Raw genomic sequence first — 17,336 nt, 5'->3', positions numbered from 1 at the left:
GCGACGCACCACGTGATCGAATGCTCTCTGCTTTGGTTGCGAAACTCGATTTTGCGGCCGAAGCCTCCGCTGTGTCGAATTGCCATCGATGCGAGCGGGCGCATGTCGATGACGGTTGAGCAGCGGATGGCAACCGTTGCGCCTGGCGATCCGTCGAAGCTTGTGACGGCTTGACCCTACTTCTCTATGCTGCTTTCTTGTTCCAGCAGGTCGATCAATTCTTGTTGCGAATGCACGTTGGCCTTGCGGTAGATGCTCTTCACGTGACTCTTCACGGTTTCATCGCCGATGACCAGCTCCTCGCGGATGTAGGCGCGGTTGCGACCCTTTGCCAGTAGGAAGAATACCTCGATCTCGCGCGGCGACAGGTGGCATCTGCGCGCCAGACGCGTGCCTGCCTTCTCGAAGTTAGACGTTGCATCGGCTTCTTCCATGGGCTTTACGAATCCCCATCCTGTACTGGTGGAGCCATTTCCCAGGGCGAACAACGCGATAATCAGAATAAAGAATATAACGAAGGCCGAAACCATGGCCATTCCCAGATCGTCTTCAATTAAAGAGAGCGTGCACGAAGCGGCTATCGAGCCAACGAATTGCCCCAATTGAATAAAGAGAAGCCCCCAGCATACCACCCACCCCGCAGGGACGTTTCTTCGCGCGGACAGAACCGGCCAGAGCGCCCATAGCACAATGTAGAAGTACTGGTACCCGAACTGATGCACGGCGGTGCCGATAACGTTCCACGGCTCGTGAAGCGGAAGAAACAGGAATCCTGCCGCCATCAGCGGCAGCGCTATCTGGTAGGTAAGATGGTCGAAGTCCATCTTGTACACGCTCATTGTGATGAAGATGGCGAGCGATCCCCCTACAATGGCAACGATATTCAATATGTCGCGTATGACGATCCAATCGTCTCCAACGGGGGCGATCAGTCCTTTCATGATTCCGAACGAAAGCCCGAAAAACGAGGCTACCGCGATCATGCGCACAGGCGGGCGTTCTTTTACTCGCGCGTTGCGGGTTCGTCGCGGCGGGCGCGGCACGCTTTGCTTGAAATGAAGGAAGCATCCCATGCTTATACAGGGCAGAAAGGCTACGATCAACTGGGCAACGTCGTTGGAGAGAAGGCGTATCAGCAGGTAGGCGAGCGCCGCGAAAAGCAGGGCGATCACGCTGTAGTGGACGGTTCGCTTGGGGCCGAGCGACGCGAACAGCTCTGCCCACAGTACCACGACGATGCCGCTGCCGATTCCCGTAAGCAGCGATCCCGCCAGGTAAACGCTCCAAGCCGCCGTTCCTGCCAGGGCGAGCGCGTCGTGGGAAAGCGCTAGGGTTCCAAGCATGGTCAGAATTCCCGCGCTATGGGGCAGGAACCGTATGTCGGCTAGCGGATTGCGAAAGCGCGAACATGCCAACAGGCATGCGATAGTGACCACGTTCGTCAAGAGGGCGCAACCCAGAGGGGTTCAAGGGAGAGCATCGCGATACCTTGCAGCCCGGATGTTTCTGCCGTCGGCGTCAGCAGCTTGCCCTCGCTGTAGAACAACGAGCTCCAGAACAAGCACCAAATCCAAGTCCAATGCGCGGCGAACCCCATAAGATCGGGCGTTCTCCAAAGCTCCTTTTTTAACGACGATGCCATTGAATCCCTCCCTGATGCGGTGCTGCCCGATCTCGCCATGGCGCGAGCGGACGGTCTCCCAACCGCGTTCCCCGCTCGAAATTATACGTCAGGGGTCGGCGATTTTGCTCCTGATCCGCTGACGGGACGTATCCCCCTAACAGGGGGAAATCACGTGCGACGAGCCGTTTTCCCCCTGATGACGGGATGGTGGCGGCTGGGGTTTTCGGTATGGTCGTGTCAGCGCAGCGGAGGGCTGCGCGCGGAGGGGTGCTGCTTTTCCTTCATCGGGCAAGGGCAGCACGTCTGCGCATAGCGAACAAGGAGGGTACCATGGAGGAAGAGAAGATGGGGAAGAAGGGCTTGTCCCGTCGATCGTTCTTGGGCTTGGGCGGTGCCGCGCTGGCGGGTGCGGCGGTGGCCGGGATGGCTGGCTGCGCCCCGCAAAGCGCTGGTTCGGCCTCGTCGGAAGGCGCGGGATCTACGGTTGAGGGCATGCCCGTGGCCGAAAGCGGAGCTTCGGCCGGTCCCGATGTGGCTGGCATGCACAGCTGGGAGATTGCTCCCGACGCTATTCCCGCGGACAAGATCACGAATACCGAAGACTGCGACGTCCTGGTGATTGGCGCCGGTCTCGGTGGATGCTGCGCCACGATCGCCGCGCTTGAAGAGGGTGCTAAGAAGGTTATCACCATCGACAAGAATCCCGAAACGGTGGTTGCTCGCGGCGTGCACATCGCTGGCTTCCATACGAAGGTGCAGCAGGGCTTGACGGAGAAGGGCCTGCTGGAAGAGCCTAACTACAACAACGTGGTGCGTCGTTGGATCAACTGGGCGCAGGGTCGTGTGAAGGAGCCGCTGCTGTGGGAGTTCGCGCACAAGAGCGGCGCGTGCTTCGATTGGCTGTACGACCTGGCTACGAAGAAGGGCCTCGAGGCGCTGCTGTGGGACGGCTACTACAAGGGCCCCGACTACACCGAGTACCCGGTCACGCACATCTTCTATCAGGCCGACAAGTACGAAGAGACTATCAACTTTACGTTCTACCAGGGCTCGGGCGTGGGCGACGTGTACGGCAACGCGGTTCTTGTTCCTGCGCTGTACGAGACCATTGGCGAACTGGGCGGAGAGATTCGCTGGAACACCAAGAGCGAGCGTCTTGTGCGCGACGGCGACGGGCCGGTGACCGGCGCCATTGTTGCCACGGGGAAAGATGAGTATGCGCAGATCAACGCCAAGTCGGTCATCATCGCTTCGGGCGACTATGCGGCCGACGACGAGATGTTCCAGTACTATTCGCCCATGACGGCGTACGCGATGGACGGTCGCTTCTACAATCCGCCCGACTGCGACACGGGCGACATGCATAAGCAAGCGCTTTGGGCTGGGGCGGCCATGCAGAAGTCCGAGCCGCATTCGGCGGTTATGCACCTTGACTTCGGTGCGGCCAGCTACGGTTTCTTGCATGTGAACTGGGAAGGCAAGCGCTTCAAGAACGAAGACGTGAACACCCAGTCCAAGAGCGTCACGAAAGCGCTGCAAACCGAGAAGGACGCTTGGACCATTTACGACTCTCACGGGCTGGAGCAGGTGAAGGCTCAGATGGACGCCGGCCTTGGCGGCGGATTGCAGTGGGGTCAGCTCACGCAGCCCGTGGGCGGAGAGTACAACCTCGAGGCTCAGAAGATCGTTCTCGAAGGAGAAGTTGAAAGCGGCCAGACGTTGAAGGCTGATTCGCTGAAGGAACTTGCGGAGAAGATGGGCGTGCCCGCCGAAAACCTTGAGGCCACGGTTGCCCGTTACAACGAACTGTGCGATCTGGGCAAGGACCTGGACTTCGGCAAGCGCCCCGAGGTTATGGGCAAGGTCATGGACCCGCCGTTCTATGCCGGAAAGCTTGTTGCTAGCCTGCTTACCATGTGCGGCGGTCTGCGCACGAATACCGATTGCCAGGTGCTCGATGCGAAGGATCAGCCGATTGACGGCCTGTATGTGTGCGGCTCGGCTGCTGGAGAATTCTTCGGCGCAGGCGATTACCCTACCTACGTGCCGGGCATCGGTCATGGTCGGTGCGTGACCTTCGGGCGCATCGCCGGCATCAACGCTGCTGGTGGCGATGCTGAAAAGAAGATTCCCAGCTTGGACATTTAGGCATATCCCTCCCAAGGCCGTCTCCCGCGGCCTTGGGTCCTTATCGACGAGCCGCCGCCCCTCCCTCCCTGGGCGGCGGCTTTTTTGCGAGCAGGGAAGCTGCGCCGCGTCTCTTTCTTCGAGAAGGATGCACGTTGGCCTTGCGGTGGGGCGGAGGTTTCCGTTCTACCAGAACAGTTGCGGCTCTTTCCGTTCGAGGCACTTCGATTCCAGCATGGCTATCAGCCGGTCGGTGGGTTCGCTTGAGAAGTACTTCGCGTCCTCGGGGCAGCTCTTGACGCAGGCGCGGCAGTGAAGGCACCCGGCGTCTACAAGCGCGGGATCGTCCTCGTCGATGATGCCAAGCGGGCAGCACGCGACGCATACGCCGCAATTCGTGCATGCGTCCGTGGTGATCGGGCGTACGTCGGCGCCGGGCTTGAGCTCCCGGTACGGGCGGTTGCCTTCGATGGTGGGCGCGGGCACGCTGCGCGACTGTGCCAGGCGCGCTCCCATCTGCGTGCCGAAACGCTGCGCGACGGCGATGTCGGCACGGTCGGGGCGTCCGGTTCCCACACGGGCTGTGAGCGAGTGCTCGCCGATGAACGCGCCTGCGGCCACCACGTTGAACCCCCGTTCGCTCAGCAGGTCGGCGGCTTCCAGGAGGGCGTCGTCGAAGTGGCGGTTGCCGTACAGCCCTACGATCACGGCGGGCGTGCCGTGGCCTTCCAAGTACGCGAACTCGTCGCGCAATAGCACGGGTACGCGCCCGGCGTATACGGGGAACCCGAATACAAGCACGTCGTCGGCATCGCACGAAACGTCGGTCGGGCGCTGGCGGGGCAGCGTGAGGTCCGTGGTCTCGATCGTGGCCGAGAGCGGTGCCGATAGCGCGCTTGCCACCTCTCGCACGATGGCTTTGGTAGTGTGCGTGGGGCTGAAATACACGGCGCGTACGATCGATGGCATAGCGGTTCCTCTCTTTTCGGAGCTTTCGATGATACTCCTTTTCGCCTCTGCATGTGACCGGGCGCGTCTCCCGCCTTGTTCTTCGGCAAAATACGATGCTCCATCTGATGCGGTGAAATGGGGCGTAGGTATCATGGAGCTTGCACTTGATTCAAGCGATACTAGGAGGAACCGATATGGGACGAATCGTCTTGCCTGTATACACCCCGCACTATCTTCCCAATGGCAACGAGGTTGCAGTTATGGAGACTTCGCGCGGCACGATTCGCGTTGAGCTTGCCGGCAAAGACGTTCCCGTGACGACGGGCAACTTCATAGAGCTTGCGGCACGCGGATTCTATGAGAACTTGAAGTTTCACGCGCACAAACCCGGCTCTGTGGTTCTGGGCGGGTGCCCTACCACGCGAACGCTTGGTCCGGCTCAGGTGGATTCTGCAGCGCGCGGCTTGATCCGCGGCATTCATCCCGGCACCGGAGATGCTCGCTACACTATCGTCGACGAATGGGAAACGAACCCGAACAACAAGCATGTGCTAGGAAGCCTGTGCTTCGCTCATAAGTCCGAGCCGAATTCAGGTAGCTGCCAGTTCTACTTCTCGTTGTCCGAGCAGCCGGAATTCGACGATAAGTTCACCGTGTTCGGGCAGACCGTCGAAGGATTGGACGTGGTCGAGCAGCTGACCATCGGCGACATCATCAAGAGCATCGTCATCGAAGGCGCCGACGACGATGCGTTGGCAGAGGCCATCTCCCACGAAACGCCTCGGCCGAAATCGGCTCGAGAAGTGCTTGAAGAGCTGGAGCGTCGACGTGCGGAAAACGAAGCTGCCGCTCAAAGTCAAGATGTCGTCGAAGCCGACGGTCTTCCCGTGGAGGGTCAGGCGTAAATTCGCTTGAGTATTGTCGGGGCAAGCGAAGCGGCGGGGCGGGACAGGAGGATCGTCGATCTTTCCGTCCCGCCCCGCCGCTTTCTGGTTCGTCAGCCGATCTCGTAGCCTTCTACCAGGTCAATGAGTTCTTGCTGCTTGTGCACGTCGAGTTTGCGGTAGATGTTCTCGATGTGCGTGCGCGCCGTACCCTTCGCTATCTGCAGATCGCGCGCGATGATGGACAGCGTTCGTCCGTAGGCCAGCAGCACGATGACCTCGCTTTCGCGGGGCGTCAGGCCGAAGTCCTGCGCTACGGCGGCGCAGCGCGATTCCAGGCGGCCGGAAACCTCTGCTTCGGCGGATTTCTCAGCGTTGTCCGGACGCGGGCCTTCGGGCTCCCTGTCCTTGCGTCCCGAGCGCATCGTGCCGGAAAGCTGCGTGATCACGCCTTCAGGCAGCACCATGAACGCCACGATCACCAGGCACAGCGTTGCCAACATGGCCACCGCGGTGATCTGAACGCTGCCGTCGGCAACAAGCGGATTGAGAACGCCTCCCGCCAGGTTCCCCAGCGCCATGCCAACGAACATGAACGCTACGCCCAGGCCGAAAATATGCAGGGCGTTCTCGTTCTTGCGGCGCGATACGTCGGCGAACAGGATCCAGGCAAGGATGTCGAAAAACTCGTATCCTATGTTGATCAACAGGATGGACGCAGCGGCATGCGTGTCGACAAATAGCGCGATGGCTACGAAGCCCGCCACCATGATGGGCAGAGACAGTCGATAGGTGAGCGAGGGGTCGAACTTGTCCTTGAGCTTGGCCACGATTCCCAAGAACACCACGCCAACCACGATGATCGCGAATATGGCGCTGCCGCCTATGAACGCGAACGGATCGTCTTGCCGGGGCGCGGCGTCGAACAGACGACAGAGAAACGAGAACGTCATGATGGAGAACATGAGCTTGCCAACGCCCAGGCCCATCTGATGCCGTTCGCTGCTGCTGCCTGCGGTTTCGCATGGTTCGGCAGGCGCGTCGGGCGTGGGTTCTCCATGGGGCTTGCCCGCGCTTTCAACAAGGGTTCGCCAAGAGCAGCCCGTTCGGTTCGCCTCGAACATCAGAAGGCCGAACGAAAGCAGCGGAATCACGGCGAATCCGACGAAGCTGGTGTTGTCGGTGGACATGGCTGTTACCAGTGCCGTCACGATCGCTGCAGCCGGCGATGCCAACGCGGCGAATCGCGTGGGATGCCCGGCGAAGCGATCGCCCCAGAGCACTTGCAGGGGGCCTGCTCCAAGTCCGCCCGCCACGAAACCCAAAGCGATGAGCGCTTCGTTGTCGATCCAGATGGCAAGGGGGATCAACAGGCCGCTCGCCAGCAGTGCAAACGGGGTTATTCGAAACATTCCGACGCGAACGGCGCTCTCGTGCTTTCCCTGTCGGTTCACCGCGAACGAAACGATGAGCGCGCTCAAGGCTCCGAACACCAGATACATCCAGTGCAGCGAAGCGGTTGCGCCCGCAACCAAAGGTGCTCCCAGGCAGAAAATGATCCACGCGCGGCAGAGACCGAATCCGATGATGGTAACAAGGTAGTCAAGGGTAAGGGCGTCCTTCGCCGCTTCTGCGGCATCAAGGCCGCCTTCCGATTGCCGCAACGTCCGGCCGGCTTCTTGTTGCGACGGCTTCGCTGTATCGCAAGCGTCTGCGACGCGGCGATCGTCTTCGCGTTTCGTGCGGTGCGGCATATAGTCTCTCCCCGGTGGTTATCGCCACGGGCGCGGCAGTACGTCCGCGTCCCTCTCCCGTGTGCATGAGCGTGCGTGAAAATGATAGCACTCATCATACGTAATTGTACCCCGCGAGCCTATCGGATTGACAATCCGATAGGCTGCTGACCTGCAAAATCCTATTCATCATCGGAAGGCACGCGCAAAATCCGACAGCCCATCAGATGCGCGAGGGGGCCATCCCTCGGTACAGTTTGGCGAGTAAGGACGGGTGCTCAAACGGAGGGGCCCGTTCCACCGAGAAGGAGGAACAGTATGAGCAATGGCATGGAGGGCGGAGTTTCCCGTCGTTCGTTCCTGAAGGGCGCTGGCGTTGCCGCTGCCGCCGTGGCGGGTTCCGCTGCGCTGGCCGGTTGCGCTTCGGGTTCTACGGGCGCGGCAGCGGGCGACTGGATGCCCAAGAATTGGGATTACGAGTGCGATCTTCTGGTCATCGGCTACGGCGGAGCGGGCATGTGGGCTTCGCTCATCGGCGCTGACGAGTGCGGCCAGGAAGTCATCGTGCTGGAGAAGGCTCCCGAGCGCGGCGGCGGAAACAGCTCCATCAACAACGGCGAATGGACCATCGTCGAGGAGAGCGAAAAGGATCGCTTCAAGAAGTACATCAAGTCCTTCACGCACGGCAAGACCCCTGAGCCGATGATCGACGCTTGGGTCAACGAGTGCGCTCGCAACACCGAGTACGCCGACAAGTACGGCATGACCTACGAAGTGACCGAGGTTGCGCTGGCTGGCGCCATTCCCGAGTACTACTTCCTGGACGACAACGCCTACGAGGGCTCCTGCAAGCTGTCCTCCGTCGACGGCTTCGGCATGCTGTCCTTCCACGAACTCGACGCCAAGCGCGAAGAGTTGGGCGTGCAGCTGTTCTTCGACTGCCATGACGAGCGTCTCATCCAGAACCCTGAGACCAAGGAGATCGTCGGCGCGTACACGATGATCGGCAACGAGGAGAAGACGGTCAAGGCTCGCAAGGGCGTTATCCTCACGCTGGGCGGCTTCGAGTTCAACGAGGAGCTGAAGAACGAGTACCTGAAGTGCTACCCCTTCAAGTTCGAGGGTTGGCAGTACAACACCGGCGACGGCATCAAGATGGTCGAGGACGTGGGAGCGAAGCTGTGGCACATGGACATGGTCATCTCCATGTACTCCATGTGGACGCGCGACCCGGAGAACGACTTCTCCATCCTGTACTTCATGCCCGGCTTCAGCTACTTCAACGTGAACCGTCTGGGCAAGCGCTTCGTGGACGACACGGCCATGGGCTCGCCGCACAACGGCTGGCACACGCTGCTGCACTTCGACGATGCCATCGACGACTACGATCGCATCCCCACGTGGTGCATCTTCGACCAGAGCTGCTTCGACGCCGGCAAGCTGTCCACCAGCCAGGGCGACTTCTTCGAGTGCGGCAACTTCGCCTCCGACCTGCCCGATTCCGTGCGCGCATGGGACGGCTGGAGCCAGGACAACAAGGCCGAGGTGGAAAAGGGCTGGATCATCAAGGCCGACACCATCGAGGAGCTTGGCAAGAAGATCAAGGAATTCGACCACTGGATGGATGTCGATACCCTGAAGGCCACGTTCGAGGAGTACCAGGGCTTCTGCGAGGCCGGCAAGGATGCGCGCTTCGATCGCGCGGCGAAGAGCCTCGTGGCCCTGGACGGCGGCCCGTATTACGCCATCTCGGTGTACCCCGGCTCCTGCTCCACGCTGGGCGGCCCCATGAAGAACGAGCATGCCCAGGTGCTGGATCCGCAGCGCAACCCCATCCCGCGTCTGTACGCGGCGGGCTGCTTCGGCAACTTCCAGGCGCACAGCTACGGCATCACCGGCGGCAACAACGCCGAGAACCAGGTGTGGGGCCGTATCTCCGCTCGCCATGCTGCTGGTTTGGACGCATGGGACGCGAAGTAGCATTCCTGTAGCAATCGCGCGGGCGCCGTCCTCCCCGGATGCGCCCGCCGGTTCTTGGTTCGGCCCTGCCGCTTTGCGCGGCGGGGCCGGATGAACGACCGCTCCCTTCGAGGAGCTTTCAAGACGAGATAGGAGTAACGCATGACCGTGCAAGCACACACCGCCGACAAGCGTCTTGTCGTGCTCGCCGTCCTCGGCGTCGTCCTCGCGCTGGCGGCCGCTATGTGGTCGCTGGCCGGCTGCGCGCCGCAGGAGGCTTCGCAGGCCCCCGCGCAATCCGAGGACAAGGACTCCGGCGCGACGGCTATGGACGGACAGCCCGTCAACTGGACCATGGAGTCCGACTGCTCTATGTGCCATACGGCTGAGGCCGAGTCCGCTACCGATGCCGCTTGCCCGCAGGGCGCGGCGCACGGGGCTCAGAACGTGACCTGCGTCCAGTGCCATACCGAGCAGGACGTTCTGAAGACCGAGCATGCCGACGTGAAGTTCGGCGACAAGACGTCCACGAAGGCGACCGTCGTTACGGTCGACCCCGCTACGTGCGAGTCGTGCCACGGCACGATGGCCGATGTTGCGGCTAAGACCGCCGATTCCAAGGCATTGACCGACGATAAGGGTACCACCGTGAATCCTCACGATATTCCCGCTGGTCAGAAGCATGACGCGAATCCGCCGACGTGCACGAGCTGCCACAACAACCATTCGAAGGCGCTCGAAAAGGACGCAATGAAGTATTGCGCTCAGTGCCACCATCGCGGCACGTTCGAGTGCGGCACCTGCCACGAGCTGCGCGAGTAGCCGGCGGGGAAGCAACCAAGCATATCCGCTTGTGGACGGCAACCCTCCCTCCCCGTCGCCCACAAGATAGTCGAAGACCCGGCCTCCTCCCTCGGCCGGGTCTTTCGCGTTGCGCAGGGTTGCTATACTGGTTGGAACAACGACGAAGGGACGGCCATGCCGGTGTTTCAATACGGGGAAGAAGAAACGGCGTACCTAGCCGCGCGCGACCCGCGGATGGCCGAGGTCATCGCGGCGGTCGGGCATATCGAGCGCGAGGTTCACCCTGACTTGTTCGCCGCTCTTGTGAACAGCATCGTGGGGCAGCAGATATCGACCAAAGCGCAGGAAACCGTTTGGAACCGCATGCTAGATGCCTTTGGTACGGTGTCTCCGGAGATCATTGCCTTGCGCTCGGAAGACGAGTTGCAGTCGGTGGGGATCACGTATCGCAAGGCCGGCTACATCAAGAGCGCCGCCGAGCGCGTGCTGGCTGGCGAGATCGATCTGGAAGAGCTGCACGGCCTGCCTGACGACGAGGTGTGCCGGCGGCTTTCGGAGCTTCCCGGCATCGGCGTGTGGACGGCGGAGATGCTCATGCTGTTTTCCATGCAGCGCCCCGACATCATGAGCTACGGCGATCTGGCCATTCAGCGCGGTCTGCGCATGGTGCACCACCATCGCCGCATCACGCCTCAGCTGTTCGCGAGGTATCGGCGTCGGTATTCTCCGTACGGAAGCGTGGCCAGCTTGTATTTATGGGCCGTAGCCGGAGGCGCGGTTCCCGGTTTGCGCGATTGGGCTCCGAAGGGGAAGAAGGGGTAGCGAGCCGGGCCTTTCTGTTCCATGCGCCCTTCGGTTCGGGTGCCGATGGCGAGCCGGTTTGCGACTTTCCGTCGACTTTGGCTTGGCGGTGAGCCTTGTTTTTCGATCCTGTTGACATCTCTTTTTCTTCGATTGCAAATTATGCTTGCTATCAGGCGTAACACGCTTCTATAATGGCGCGGGGTCACGTGATTTCAAGGGGATGTTTTCGGGTTTTAGCAACGGGGGAGGGCGCATGAAAAGGCGGTCGCTATCGAAAGGCCAAGCGTTTCGCGGGTTCTTCGTTGCCACGGCGGCGTTCTTCGCGGTATTCGCCTCCACGGCTGTTCCCATTCCCCTGTACGCGACGTACCAGACGACCATTGGCTTGACGAATACCGAGATCTCGTTCACGATGCTCGCTTATTTGGGTGGTGTCATTCTGACGCTTTTGCTGGCGGGCCGTTTGTCTGACGCGCTTGGCCGCAAGGCTACGACATTCGTTGCGCTGCTGTTGGCGGTGGCTGGCTGCACGTTGTTCCTGTTCGCCGCCGATGCCGGCGCTATTTTGACCGCGCGGTTCGTGCAAGGAGTTGCCGGCGGTTTGGCTATGAGCGCTGTTTCCGCGCTTATCGTCGATTGCATTTCCGATTACCGGATGGGCTGGGGTTCGGCTATGGCCAGCTGCGGATCGATGGTGGGCATCATGCTGGGTTCGCTTGGCGTGGGGTTTCTCTATGGCGCCACGACCAGCACCGATATTGTGTACGGGGCGATGATCGCCGTTTTGGCGTTGATCGCTTTGCTTTTGCCGCTGGTTCCCGAACCGCTTGAGAAGCGGGTTTCGTGGCGGGCGGCAACGAAAGTGCACGTGCTGGTTCCCCGCTCGGCTCGGATGCTGTTCTTGATTTCCGGGTGCGTCTACATTGCCACTTGGAGCGTAGGGACCTTCTTCCAGTCGTTTTCCGCTCCGCTCTCCGTGGAGTGCTTTGCCGCCGATTCGACCCTGACCGCCTCCCTTGTGTTGGCATGCGCTATGGCTCCGAGCGCGTTGGGCGGTCCGCTGACGGCGCGGTTGGCCCCTATGACCGCCTTGAAAGCGGGTGTGCTGCTGTTCGCCGTCTCCACTGTTTTGCTGGCGCTTCTTCTGGCGGCTGGATTCCAGGCGGCGTTTCTGCTGGCGGCGGTGGCGTTTAGCCTGTCCATGGGGATATGCGTGTCCACAACGTTGCGCATGTTGCTGCTGGCGGTGGATGTTTCCGAGACGTCGGCCATTATCTCGTCCATCAATTTGACCGCGTATGCGGGCACGTCTGCGCTGAGCATCGTCATGGGCGTGCTGGTGGGCATGTGCTCCTTTTCGGATATCCTGGCTTTCCTAGCCGTTATGACCGTTGTCGTGGCGGGCGTGGTCTTCGTTTACGACAGAAAGCCTGCCAAGGCCCGCTAGCGGTCGACTTCGTCCGAACCGCTTCCCCCCTTTTGCCCTCAATGCGTGTTCTCCTTGCCTTACTTTCGGCTATTTTATGCGGTCTGCCTGGGGTAATGCTTTGGTTTCTTAATTGTTGATTCGCGTTATTTTTGCTAGGATGCGCCTCAACATCGCGCAGGACGTTGCAGAAAATGCTGTGCTTGCCGCATGCGAGGGCTGCGCTGCTTCGGATCTCGCACGCTCCCTTCGCGCTTGCTGCGCGTCTTGCGAATTCGGAATGTGCGATGTTGCTCGGCCGAATAAGCGGCCGGTTGAATCGAAGGAGTCGGCAACGATGGCGTTGAAGAAGGTTTTCTGCATGCTTGCGGCGGCTGTGGTCGCGTCCTTTGCGTGGACGGCGATCTTCGGTGCTGTTTCCGCGCAAGCTGACGAATGGAACGACGAAGAGACGCAGACCTCGACCTTGTACTTTGCCTGCGTCATGGCGCAGGGAGCCCAACCTGCTTTGGTTGACCCGGGGAACATGGCTTTGGGCGTGGAGGGCACGCTGTACGATGACGCCGGGGCAGTGGTGGCGGTGGCGTCGTCGTCGGACAACGGGTACCTGGTGTTCAAGGGCCTGGCATGGAACGGCACGTACACGTTCAAGGTGACGGGCATGCCTGACGGCATGTTTCCCGTGCGGCATCAGTACAAGGCGGGATCGGACGAATACCTGATCACGGTCACGTCGCAGGGGTGGGTTCTGGTTGACGGGAAAAGCGGAAACGCTGCGGCTCCGACTCCATCCTTTCCCGGCGTGAACCATCTTGGGGGCAAAACCCCGTTCAAACTGTATTTTGACCGGCTCCCCTCTGTTTCCAAGACGGTGAACGGTGTCGATCGTATCGAATCCGAACCTGGCGATGAGCTTGTATTCGAGGTTTCCTCGACGTTGGGGTCGGCGGTGGGGTATACGTTCAGCTTCCTGCCGGCTGCTGATCTGCGCATTGCCTACGATTCGGTTGTGTTGAGCGATTTGGTTGATCCTATGCTGCAGGTTGAGCGCGTGGAGTGCTTTCTGGACGGGGATCTTCTTGCGCCTGAGGAGTGCGTTATCGTTCAGGAGGACCGCGGTGACAAGGGGACGTTCGTCTCTGCGGCGCTGACGCGCGAAAAGCTCGCGCAGCTTGTCGTGAACTATCCGGAAGCCGCTTCGTCTCATGAGGTTGTGCTGAAGGTTTCCGCCGTTTTGAAAGAGGAGGCTCGGCATCCGATCGAAAACGAGGGGACGTTCACGATAAACGGGTACGGCGCGCATAGCAACGTGGTTGTCGTGGTGCCGTCGACGATCGATGTTCCCGCGCGCAAGGTATGGGAGGGCGTGTCGGACGACTTTCCGGCTGTTGCGTTTCAGCTGTTGAGAAACGGCGAGCCTTACGGCGCGCCCGTTGTGCTCGACGGGATGGAGGACGAGTTCGAGCTTGCTCCCTGGCAAACGGCGTGGAAGAATCTTCCCAAGGCCGATATGCAGGGGCGCCCGTTTTCGTATACGGTGAGCGAAGCGTTCGTGGATCCGTCGGTTGCCGCTTTGTTCGAGGTGGACTATGCGTACGGCACGGATGCGGATCCTTCGATCGTGGTGACGAACAGGGCGCTTCCGGTGGTTCCGGGCGAGCCGGACGATCCTGAGCCCGGACCGGAGCCGGAGCCCGGCCCTGATCCCGATCCGGAGCCTGGTCCCGATCCGAAGCCCACGCCCAAGTCCGATGCTCCAAGCGGCGAGACTCCGCGCCCCCTGCCCCAAAACCCGCAGGCCAAGGCAATTCCGAAGACAGGCGACAGCTTTGCGTACGCGGATGCTGCCGCGCTTGTGGCGCTGTCCGGGACGGTTGCGACGTGCGCTTTCTTCAGGCGGCGGCACGGCGAATCGTAAGCCGAGCTTCGCTGTGCAGGCGCCAGACGCTTGCTGGCGTTTGGGCTCGGATTCGCGTTTGGCGAGTTCGGGCCCTTTGGCTTGGGGTTGAGAAGCGCAAGTAAAAAGGCCAGACGATTGTCTGGCCTTTTTGCAGTCACCTAGCAAACCCATTCTGCGACTGTTTGTGGGAAAGGATTGAGAATAGGGGTGTTTCTGCAACCGGCGTTACTTCGCATTGAAGCAGCTTTCTTGGTGTCGTAACGCTTTTTATGTTCGAGTTCGTAGTGCGAGCACAATGCCCAGGACCGTTCCATACATTATGCCCGAACTAAGGATTCGAGTGCTACAATTCTAGCATCACTGATGGAGCGGCATCGATTTGCTCCAATGATAAAAAGGGGGCTAGCTGGAAGATGTGGAAGGGCGTAAAGAAAATATCTGCGTCGGCAATGGCAGCTATTTTGGTTGCCATGTCGGTTCCGATGGCAGCATTCGCTGACTCGGCGAGCGACGATACATCGGGGGGGGGGGCTCTCCTCGAGGCAATTGATCAGGGATCCCCAGGTTCGGTAGAGCCTGAAGATCTCGTCTCGGATTCGTCAGCCGAGCATAAAGAAGCTTCTGACGAGGTGGCAAGGATCGCGGCCGAGGAGCCGCGCAACGCAGCTGCAACGACGTTGGATCCGCTCTCGCAGGTGTCCGCCGCTCGAGGTACTGTGTATGAAATTGCCAGCGGCAATGATGTCGCATCTGCTGTGGCAGCTATCGAAGCCTCGGATTCCGCCGAGGCGACTATCAAATTCACCGCAAACAACATTGACGTGAACGGATTTGCCGGCATTGTGGGCAAGCGGGTTGTGCTGTGCAGCACTGAAGGGCATAAGTTCACGCTCGACAAGATGGGCACCGAGCTCGTCGGCGACCTTGTTCTCGACAACGTACGCTGCTGGGGCGACTATTCCAAAGTGTTTGCGAACGGGCATTCGCTCGAGACTACGATCAATTTCGAGGCTGCAGGCAGCACGATATTGCGATTGTTCGGCGGCGGCAACGTGGGCAACGACGTGACAGGCGATACGAACCTCGTCTTGCGCGGCGGTAGGTATACGGACGTGTACGGCGGCGGCATGGACAGCAATGTGAGCGGCAGTACATCCGTGACGATTGACGGCCCGTTTGTTCATGCGGGCGGTCTGTACGGCGGCGGTCATGCGCATGCTACCGACAAGGGCCGGGTTGGCGGAGATGCCACGGTAGCGGTGCGGCAGGGAACGAATGGCATGTTGTTCGGCGGCGGGCAAAACGAGTATTCTGTTGACAGCCGCGAGCCGGCTAGCGTTGCGGGTAGCGTGCGCGTCACGCTTGGCTACCCAGGTGCTCCTGCAGGCAGCGTGAACACGGGAATCGCTATGTACACCTACGGTGGATCGTGGCACTCTACGGTGGGCAACGTTGTGCTCGAGCTGCTGGACGGCAGCACGAACGCATCTACGGGCGGTGATCGAAATTACTTTGGTTGCGGATACCGAGATACGGTACGGGGCACCGTCAAGGTCATCGTCGACGGATCCGATCTGCGCTCCGACGGGCATGTGTACGGCGGCGGCAATACGGATAGTAATATGACCGCTGATTACGGGTCGGTGTGCATTCTGAACGAGAACAACGAACCGCATGCGCTTGAGATGACCTACAATTCTGCGTCCGACAACACGGACGGCGGCATGCAGGCGGGAAGCAGCGGTAGCATTCCAACCGAAATCAAAGGAGACGTGCTTCTTCGCATGGCGGGCGGAAACATTGCCTTTGCGATTCTCGATAGCGGGGATGCTGGTGCCTGCACCATTGCGGGCGAGGCGACGATACGGGTCACCGGCGGTCGTATCGCGCAGATCCAGGGAAACAGAAACGATGTTGGCAGCAGTCACCTCGTTTACGATGGGTGCGGCTCAGCTGACGCTCCGCAAGAGAGCGGCTATGTGTTTAGTTTCAAAGATGCGGCACTCGTGAACGCCGCGAACGTCCGTATCGACAGTGATGCATTCTTCCAGTTTTCGGGCGTCCAAAAACCGTTTTATTCAAAGCCCGATCTCTCAATCGGCAACGCGAGCATGCTTACTACGCGCGATAGCGACACGCAGGTGTCGAGGGTGTTGGCAGACAACGGTACCTGGCACGCGCTTGGGAAAGTGTACGTCTACGAGGATTTGACGAGCAAGAACGGCTATTATTTCTGGGACAAGTACTTTGCCGTGGGGCAAGGGCATAAAAGCGACCCAGATCCTGCGCTATTCGATGCGTATCGAGGCGAGGGAGACGAGTTCGTGGGGTTGAAGGAAGGCGCGTTTGTTAGTCGGTTCTACGGCAACGTCTCTCTTTCAGACTGCGATGTTGCGTTCATGGGCCCTGTAAACGTTTCGGGTAACTTTTCGGGTGGAAATTCCTTGCTGCGCCTTCCTGTTGCTACGGGCAGCAACTACACGGGCGGCGATGACTCCCCTGTCATCCCGCTCAATGTAGACGGCATTGCGACGGGTTCGCTTAGCGTACTTGCTGTTAACGCGAGCGATCGCCTGATTCCTTCGGCTCCCGCCCTCGGTGACAACTACGTTACCGGTTGGAAGGCGGATGGCGCTTCGAACGAAGCGCTTGTGTTGGCGAACGACGACGAGGCGACCGTTGCGGCTGGCCTGTATCTCAAGCGCGTTGAGGATCCGGGCGTGAACGACGGTAGCTACTATATGTGGCAGGTGGCGAAAAAGCCCTCGTACCGCGTGACCTACGAGTTCGTCAGCGGCACGAAGGACAAGGGGCTCCCGCAGGAGGTGACCGACCTGCTCCCGATCGACCCCGCCTCGTACGCGCACGGCTCCACCGTCGCGGCCATCCGGCCGGCCGAGACGGAGGTCCGCACGGACGACGGCGTGTGGGCGTTCAAGGGCTACGACGCCGACTCGAAGGTGGCCGCCGGCGCGGTGGGCTTCACGGGCACGTGGGAGTTCTCGGCGCACGAGTACCGCGTGACCTACGAGTTCGTCAGCGGCACGAAGGACAAGGGGCTCCCGCAGGAGGTGACCGACCTGCTCCCGATCGACCCCGCCTCGTACGCGCACGGCTCCACCGT

The 17,336-nt window shown here is 60.4% G+C and carries 12 protein-coding genes; 8 read left to right on the top strand and 4 right to left on the bottom strand.

Annotation, left to right across the window (positions count from 1 at the left end; genetic code table 11):
• Positions 1-176: 176 nt before the first annotated feature.
• On the bottom strand, positions 177-1,343 hold the full coding sequence (locus ACTQZK_RS09635) for a helix-turn-helix transcriptional regulator (RefSeq protein ID WP_441899511.1): 1,167 nt from the start codon (positions 1,341-1,343) through the stop codon (positions 177-179).
• Between the two features lie 611 nt (positions 1,344-1,954).
• Between ACTQZK_RS09635 and ACTQZK_RS09630 the strand changes: the two genes are divergently transcribed.
• Positions 1,955-3,772 carry an FAD-dependent oxidoreductase gene (locus tag ACTQZK_RS09630; protein WP_418831380.1) on the top strand — a complete coding sequence of 606 codons (1,818 nt, stop codon included), beginning with the start codon at positions 1,955-1,957 and terminating at the stop codon, positions 3,770-3,772.
• Positions 3,773-3,937: 165 nt separating this feature from the next.
• Here ACTQZK_RS09630 and ACTQZK_RS09625 read toward each other — a convergent pair whose 3' ends face one another.
• The gene (locus ACTQZK_RS09625; protein WP_418831378.1) at positions 3,938-4,720 is read right to left on the bottom strand and encodes a 4Fe-4S ferredoxin; all 783 of its coding nucleotides are present in this window, start codon (positions 4,718-4,720) and stop codon (positions 3,938-3,940) included.
• Between the two features lie 176 nt (positions 4,721-4,896).
• Between ACTQZK_RS09625 and ACTQZK_RS09620 the strand changes: the two genes are divergently transcribed.
• Complete coding sequence (locus tag ACTQZK_RS09620; RefSeq protein WP_418831376.1) at positions 4,897-5,607, top strand: peptidylprolyl isomerase; 711 nt, start codon at positions 4,897-4,899, stop codon at positions 5,605-5,607.
• Positions 5,608-5,699: 92 nt separating this feature from the next.
• Here ACTQZK_RS09620 and ACTQZK_RS09615 read toward each other — a convergent pair whose 3' ends face one another.
• A complete protein-coding gene (locus ACTQZK_RS09615) occupies positions 5,700-7,250 on the bottom strand; it encodes a LuxR C-terminal-related transcriptional regulator (RefSeq protein WP_225749845.1) in 1,551 nt (516 codons plus the stop codon).
• Positions 7,251-7,637: 387 nt separating this feature from the next.
• On the opposite strand from ACTQZK_RS09615, the gene ACTQZK_RS09610 reads away from it, so the two are divergent.
• From ACTQZK_RS09610 to ACTQZK_RS09590, 5 genes are all read left to right on the top strand, one after another.
• Positions 7,638-9,299, top strand: coding sequence for an FAD-dependent oxidoreductase (locus ACTQZK_RS09610; protein WP_114566216.1), 1,662 nt, complete (start codon positions 7,638-7,640; stop codon positions 9,297-9,299).
• A 141-nt stretch (positions 9,300-9,440) separates the two neighbouring features.
• Positions 9,441-10,100 (top strand): cytochrome c3 family protein, encoded by a 660-nt coding sequence (locus ACTQZK_RS09605; protein ID WP_114566217.1) that lies wholly within the window; start codon positions 9,441-9,443, stop codon positions 10,098-10,100.
• Positions 10,101-10,256: 156 nt separating this feature from the next.
• On the top strand, positions 10,257-10,904 hold the full coding sequence (locus ACTQZK_RS09600; RefSeq protein WP_114566218.1) for a DNA-3-methyladenine glycosylase family protein: 648 nt from the start codon (positions 10,257-10,259) through the stop codon (positions 10,902-10,904).
• A 235-nt stretch (positions 10,905-11,139) separates the two neighbouring features.
• Positions 11,140-12,333, top strand: coding sequence for an MFS transporter (locus ACTQZK_RS09595; RefSeq protein ID WP_181792518.1), 1,194 nt, complete (start codon positions 11,140-11,142; stop codon positions 12,331-12,333).
• A gap of 316 nt (positions 12,334-12,649) precedes the next feature.
• Complete coding sequence (locus tag ACTQZK_RS09590; RefSeq protein ID WP_441899507.1) at positions 12,650-14,230, top strand: Cna B-type domain-containing protein; 1,581 nt, start codon at positions 12,650-12,652, stop codon at positions 14,228-14,230.
• Positions 14,231-14,555: 325 nt separating this feature from the next.
• Here the strand turns inward: ACTQZK_RS09590 and ACTQZK_RS09585 are convergent, their stop codons facing one another.
• Complete coding sequence (locus ACTQZK_RS09585) at positions 14,556-14,684, bottom strand: hypothetical protein (RefSeq protein WP_255616301.1); 129 nt, start codon at positions 14,682-14,684, stop codon at positions 14,556-14,558.
• Between the two features lie 157 nt (positions 14,685-14,841).
• On the opposite strand from ACTQZK_RS09585, the gene ACTQZK_RS09580 reads away from it, so the two are divergent.
• Positions 14,842-17,336 (top strand): SHIRT domain-containing protein (locus ACTQZK_RS09580; protein WP_441899505.1); only part of this gene is annotated, 2,495 nt, incomplete at its 3' end.

The sequence above is a fragment of the Paraeggerthella sp. LCP19S3_G8 genome (genome assembly GCF_052119225.1).
Classification (GTDB): domain Bacteria; phylum Actinomycetota; class Coriobacteriia; order Coriobacteriales; family Eggerthellaceae; genus Paraeggerthella; species Paraeggerthella hominis.
This window is presented reverse-complemented; position numbering and strand designations above follow the sequence as displayed.